Source organism: Vibrio sp. 10N.222.55.C6 (assembly GCF_041473395.1).
Taxonomy (GTDB): Bacteria; Pseudomonadota; Gammaproteobacteria; order Enterobacterales; family Vibrionaceae; genus Vibrio; species Vibrio crassostreae_C.
This window is the reverse complement of the sequence record NZ_JBFRSD010001083.1, coordinates 1-292: the sequence shown is the minus strand read 5'-3', so window position 1 is coordinate 292 and position 292 is coordinate 1. Positions and strand designations below refer to the sequence as shown.

Here is a 292-nt window from a genome sequence, read left to right as displayed (position 1 = left end):
AAATGGGACATTCAAAAGCTCCCAGCAAACTCTTTCTATATCTATTTTTTCAAGGACTCTTTGATGGTTAACTTCGTCTTCAGGCTTTACCGAGATAGCTTGGTAGCGAATGCCATGCTCAGATTTAGTCGTCAGAAGAAAATCCGTTGTTATAACGATTGGCTCACCACTAGTTGGGTGAGTGGGGTGTTCAACCCCGATGATTTTGGCAATTTTTTGAGTATAGTTAATTGGGAGTAACGGGAATTGTTCTCGAATGTCGATCACACTCTCTGAAAACTCACTTAAATAG

General features: G+C 40.4%; 1 protein-coding gene. It reads right to left on the bottom strand.

Annotation, left to right across the window (positions count from 1 at the left end):
- A partial coding sequence (locus AB4486_RS27650) for a TnsA endonuclease N-terminal domain-containing protein (RefSeq protein WP_372120004.1) occupies positions 1-292 on the bottom strand: 292 nt, incomplete at both ends.